Source organism: Saccharopolyspora taberi, from assembly GCF_039534165.1.
GTDB classification, from domain to species: domain Bacteria; phylum Actinomycetota; class Actinomycetes; order Mycobacteriales; family Pseudonocardiaceae; genus Saccharopolyspora_D; species Saccharopolyspora_D taberi.
On sequence record NZ_BAAAUX010000007.1, the window covers coordinates 1 to 6,156 of the forward strand.

At 71.9% G+C, this 6,156-nt stretch carries 2 protein-coding genes; both read right to left on the reverse strand.

Translation table 11 applies throughout. The annotated features are described in order from the left end of the window. Window positions 1-396: 396 nt before the first annotated feature. On the reverse strand, window positions 397-1,899 hold the full coding sequence (locus ABD691_RS07110) for a glutamate synthase subunit beta (RefSeq protein ID WP_344678648.1): 1,503 nt from the start codon (window positions 1,897-1,899) through the stop codon (window positions 397-399). Then, on the reverse strand, window positions 1,892-6,156 hold a 4,265-nt coding region (gltB, locus tag ABD691_RS07115), incomplete at its 5' end, for a glutamate synthase large subunit (protein ID WP_344678649.1). The genes gltB and ABD691_RS07110, both read right to left, overlap by 8 nt.

Sequence of the window (6,156 nt, forward strand, 5' to 3'; positions counted from 1 at the left end):
GGGGTCTGGCGGTTGACCGGCGGGGGGGCGGGCTTCCGGCGGGGAATTTCGGTCAGCAGGGCCAGGTGCGCCGACGAGTGCCGCCGCCAGCCCCGCCCGACACGCCGACGCGAGTCCGACACCCGCGCGCCCAACACACCGACGCATGTCCACCACCAGCCCGCCCGACACACCCACGCGAGTCCAACACCGGCCCGACCGACACACCGACGCGAGTCCGACACCCGCGCGCCCAACACACCGACGCATGTCCGACACCCGCCCGCCCGACACACCGACACGTGTCCAGCACCAGCCCGACCGACACACCGACGCGAGCCCAACACCGCCCCGCCCCAACACACCCACACGAGCCCGCGGGAGCGGCGGACCGATCAACCGCCGCTCCCGCGAACCTCACACCACGGCCAGCGGCAGAGCGGTCGGGTGCACCGGAGAAGGCAGCTGCGAAGCGCCGGTCAGGTACGCGTCGACGGCGTTGGCCACCGACCGACCCTCCGCGATCGCCCACACCACCAGCGAAGCGCCCCGGTGGGCGTCGCCGCAGACGAACACGCCCGGGGCCGCGGTCTCCCAGTTCGAGCCGCAGCCGATCGTTCCCCGCTTGGTCAGCTCGATGCCCAGGCCGTCCAATAGCGGCATGTGCTCGACGCCCTCGAAGCCGATCGCCAGCAGGGCGAGGTCGCACGGCAGTTCCTCGACCTCGTCGGAGACCGGGACGACCTGCCTGCGGCCGTCCACCCGCTCGACGCGCACCTCGCGCAGCCGCACCGCGCGCACGTTCCCGTCGTCGTCGCCGACGAACTCCTGCACCGCGACCGCGAACTTGCGCTCGCCCGCCTCCTCGTGCGCCGGGTAGGTGCGCAGGATGTACGGCCAGGTCGGCCACGGCGAGATGTCGTCGTCGCGGGTCGTCGGCGGCTGCGGGTAGTTGTCCAGCTGCGTCACCGACAACGCACCTTGGCGGGTCGCGGTGCCGTAGCAGTCCGCCCCGGTGTCGCCGCCGCCGATGACGATGACGTGCTTGCCCTCCGCCGAGATCGACGTCGGGCCGTCGCCCTCGCACTCCTTGTTCGCCGGCACCAGGTGGTCCATCGCCAGGTGCACGCCGCCCAGCTCCCGGCCCGGCACCGTCCGGTCGTCCCGGCCGCGCAGCGCGCCGACCGCGAGCACGACCGCGTCGTAGCGCGCCCGCAGCTCCTCCACGGTCAGGTCGACGCCGACCTCGCAGCCGGTGACGAACTTCGTTCCCTCGTCCCGCATCTGGGCCAGCCGCCGGTCCAGGACGGACTTCTCCATCTTGAACTCGGGGATGCCGTAGCGGAGCAGACCGCCGATCCGGTCGTCCCGCTCGAACACGGTGACCTCGTGGCCCGCCCTGGTCAGCTGCTGCGCCGCCGCCAGCCCGCCGGGACCGGAGCCCACGACCGCGACCCGGTGCCCGGTCTGCAACTCCGGCACCCGCGCCTCGACGTAGTCGTTGTCCCAGCTGACCTCGGCGATGGCCTCCTCGACCCGCTTGATCGCGACCGCGCCGCCCGCGGCCGGGGAGATCGCCAGCACGCAGCCCGCCTCGCACGGCGCCGGGCACAGCTTCCCGGTGAACTCCGGGAAGTTGTTGGTCGCGTGCAGCCGCTCGGACGCCTGCTGCCACTGGCCGCGGCGGACCATGTTGTTCCACTCCGGTATCAGGTTGCCCAGCGGGCAGCCCGCCGATCCCGAGTGGCAGAACGGGATTCCGCAGTCCATGCAGCGGGCCGCCTGCTTCGAGGTCTCCGCCTTGCGGTCCTCTGTGGACAGCGCGGCGTAGACCTCGTACCAGTCGCCCAGTCGCTCGTCGGTGGGACGCTTCGGCGCGTCGGCCCGGGAGTACTTGAGAAAGCCCTGCGGGTCAGCCACGGGAAGCCTCCATGATCGCCTCGTCGACGTCGCGGCCCTCGGCCCTGGCCTGGCGCATCGCCTCCAGGACCCGCTGGTAGTCGCGCGGCATCACCTTGGTGAACGCCGCGGAGCGCCGCGGCCAGTCCCCCAGCAGCGAGGCCGCCACCGTCGAGCCGGTCAGTTCGTGGTGCCGCCGCACGATCTCGTGCAGCCACTTCAGGTCGGCCGCGGTCGGCCGTTGCAGGTCCACCATCGCGGTGTTGACCCGCACCGGATCGATGTCGAGCACGAACGCGGTGCCGCCGGACATGCCCGCCGCGACGTTGCGGCCGGTGCGGCCGAGCACCACCGCCGTGCCGCCGGTCATGTACTCGAAGGCGTGGTCGCCCGCTCCCTCTGCGACCGCGACCGCGCCGGAGTTGCGGACGCAGAACCGCTCGCCCACCTTGCCGCGCAGGAAGATCTCGCCGCTGGTGGCGCCGTAGCCGATCACGTTGCCCGCGATCACCTGGTCCTCGGCGGCGAACGCCGAGTCCGGGTGCGGGCGCACCACGATCCGGCCGCCGGACAGGCCCTTGCCGACGTAGTCGTTGGCGTCGCCGACCAGGTCCAGCGTGACGCCCGGCGGCAGGAACGCGCCCAGCGACTGCCCGGCCGAGCCCTCCAGCTCGACGTGGATCGTGCCGTCCGGCAGGCCCTCACCGCCGTAGCGCCGGGTCACCTCCGCGCCCAGAAGCGTGCCGACGGTGCGGTTGACGTTGCGGACCGGCAGTTGCAGCCGCAGCGGATGCGCGTCTTCCAGGCCCGCCTCGGCGAGCTGGATCAGCGTGCGGTCCAGCGCGTGGTCGAGGCCGTGGTCCTGCTCCCGGACCCGGCGGCGCACCGGCGAGTACGGAGTCCGCGGCACCGCGAACACCGGACCCAGGTCCAGGCCGCGGCCCTTCCAGTTCTCCACCGCCTCCTCGGTGCGCAGCGCCTCGACCTGGCCGATCGCCTCGTCCAGGGTGCGGAAACCCAGCTGCGCCAGGTACTCCCGCACCTCCTGCGCGACGAACTCGAAGAAGTTCACCACGTGGTCGACCTGGCCGGTGTAGCGCTTGCGCAGCTCCGGGTTCTGCGTCGCGACACCCACCGGGCAGGTGTCGAGGTGGCAGACGCGCATCATCACGCAGCCCTCGACGACCAGCGGCGCGGTGGCGAAGCCGTACTCCTCGGCGCCCAGCAGCGCGGCGACGATCACGTCCCGGCCGGTCTTCATGCCGCCGTCGACCTGCACCGTGATCCGGTCGCGCAGGCCGTTGAGCAGCAGCGTCTGCTGCGTCTCGGCAAGCCCGATCTCCCACGGCGTGCCCGCGTGCTTGAGCGAGGTCAGCGGCGCCGCGCCGGTGCCACCGTCGTGACCGGAGATCAGCACCACGTCGGCGTGCGCCTTGCTCACGCCCGCCGCGACCGTGCCGACGCCGACCGAGCTGACCAGCTTGACGTGCACCCTCGCCTGGTCGTTGGCGTTCTTCAGGTCGTGGATCAGCTGCGCCAGGTCCTCGATCGAGTAGATGTCGTGGTGCGGCGGCGGCGAGATCAGGCCGACGCCCGGCGTGGAGTGCCGGGTCTTGGCGATCCACGGGTACACCTTGTGCGCCGGGAGCTGGCCGCCCTCGCCCGGCTTGGCGCCCTGCGCCATCTTGATCTGGATGTCGCTGGCGTTGACCAGGTACTCGCTGGTGACGCCGAAGCGGCCGGAGGCGACCTGCTTGATGCCCGAGCGGCGCTCGGGGTCGTAGAGCCGGTCGGCGTCCTCGCCGCCCTCGCCGGAGTTGGAGACCCCGCCGATGCGGTTCATCGCGATCGCCAGCGTCTCGTGCGCCTCGGCCGAGATCGCGCCGTAGCTCATGCCGCCGGTGGCGAACCGCTTCATGATCTCCGAGATCGGCTCGACCTCGTCGATGTCGATCGGCTGCCGCCCGCTGTCGAGCCCGAAAAGCCCGCGCAGCGTGCCGCCCTCGGCCGACAGCCGGTCGCATTCGGCCGTGTACTTCTGGAAGACCTCGTAGCGGCGGGTCTTCGTGGCGTGCTGGAGCAGGAACACCGTCTCCGGCGTGAACAGGTGCAGCTCGCCCTCGCGGCGGTAGGAGTACTCGCCGCCGACCTCCAGCCTGCGGTGGATCCGGGAGGCCGGGTTCTCCGGGTAGGCGCGGCGGTGCCGCTGCGCGACCTCCTCGGCGAGCACGTCCAGCCCGACCCCGCCGAGCTTGGAGGTGGTGCCGCGGAAGTAGGAGTCGACGACCTCCTGGGACAGCCCGACGGCCTCGAAGACCTGCGCGGCGGTGTAGGCGCCGACGGTGGAGATGCCCATCTTCGACATCACCTTCAGCACGCCCTTGACCAGCGCCTGCACGTAGTTGCGCACCGCCACCTTCGGCCGGATCCCGCTGATCTGGCCGGTGGAGATCATGTCCTCGATGGTCTCGAAGGCCAGGTACGGGTTCACCGCGGCGGCGCCGTAGCCCAGCAGCGCGGCGATGTGGTGCACCTCGCGGGCGTCACCGCTTTCCACCACCAGCGCGACCCGCAGCCGCTCCTTGGTCCGCACCAGGTGGTGGTGCACCGCCGAGACCAGCAGCAGCGACGGGATCGGCGCCATCCGGTGGTCGGAGTCGCGGTCGGACAGCACCAGGATCCGCGCCCCGCCCGCGATCGCCTCCGACGCCTCCTGCCGGACCCGCTCGATCGCGGCCTCCAGCGCCGCGCCACCACCATCCACTTCGTACAGACCGGACAACGTGGTGCAGGCGAAGCCGGGCAGGTTGCCGTCGTGGTTGATGTGGATCAGCTTGGCCAGCTCGTCGTTGTCGATCACCGGCGCGGGCAGCACGACGTGCCTGCACGAGGCCGCGGACGGGTCGAGCAGGTTCTGCTCCGGGCCCATCACCCGCGCGACCGAGGTGACGATCTCCTCCCGGATCGCGTCCAGCGGCGGGTTCGTCACCTGCGCGAAGCCCTGCACGAAGTAGTCGTAGAGCATCCGGGACCGCTGCGAGAGCGCGGCGGGCGGGGTGTCCGAGCCCATCGAGCCCAGCGGCTCACCGCCGGACTGGGACATCGGGGCCAGCAGCAGCGCCAGCTCCTCCTCGCTGTAGCCGAAGGTCAGCTGGCGGCGCACCACGGACTCGTGGCTCTGCACCACGTGCTCGCGGTCGGGCAGGCCGTCGAGTTCGAGCAGACCGGCGTGCAGCCACTCGTCGTAGGCCCGCTCCCCGGCCAGCGCCGACTTGATCTCCTCGTCGTCGACGATCCGGCCCTGCTCGGTGTCGATCAGGAACATCCGGCCCGGCTGCAGGCGGCCCTTGGCCACGACCTCCTCGGGCTTGATGTTGAGCACGCCGGACTCGCTGGCCAGCACCACCCGGTCGTCGGCGGTCTGCCACCAGCGCGCCGGGCGCAGGCCGTTGCGGTCCAGCACCGCGCCGACCAGGGTGCCGTCGGTGAACGTCACGCACGCCGGGCCGTCCCACGGCTCCATCAGGCTGGCGTGGAACTGGTAGAACGCCTTGCGCTTCGGGTCCATCTCGGCGTGGTTCTCCCACGCCTCCGGGATCATCATCAGCACCGCGTGCGGCAGGCTGCGCCCGCCCAGGTGCAGCAGCTCCAGCACCTCGTCGAACGAGGCCGAGTCCGAGCCCTCGTCGGCGCAGATCGGGTACAGCCGGGACAGCTCGCCCGGGATCAGGTCCGACTCCAGCAGCGCCTCGCGGGCGCGCATCCGGTTGCGGTTGCCGCGGATCGTGTTGATCTCGCCGTTGTGCGCGACGAACCGGAACGGGTGCGCGAGCGGCCAGGAGGGGAAGGTGTTGGTGGAGAAACGGCTGTGCACCAGCGCGATCGCGCTCGTCAGCCGCTCGTCGGTGAGGTCGGGGAAGAACGCGGGGAGCTGACCGGTGGTCAGCATTCCCTTGTAGACCATGGTGCGGCTGGAAAGCGACGGGAAGTAGAGCTCCACGCCCGCCTCGGCCGACTCCCGCTCGGCCCGCTTGCGCAGGCAGAACGCCAGCCGGTCCAGCTCGATCCCGGCGCGCTCACCGTCGGCGGCGGCCACCAGCAGCGTGCTGAAGTGCGGCATGCAGCGCAGCGCGGTCTCGCCGACGCCCGCCCGCTCCGGCGTGGTCGGCACCTCGCGCCAGCCCAGCACCCGCAGGCCCTCCTCGGCGGCGATGCGCTCGACCAGCTCCGCGGCGAGCGCGCGCTGCTCGGCGTCGGCCGGCAGGAAGGCCATGCCCG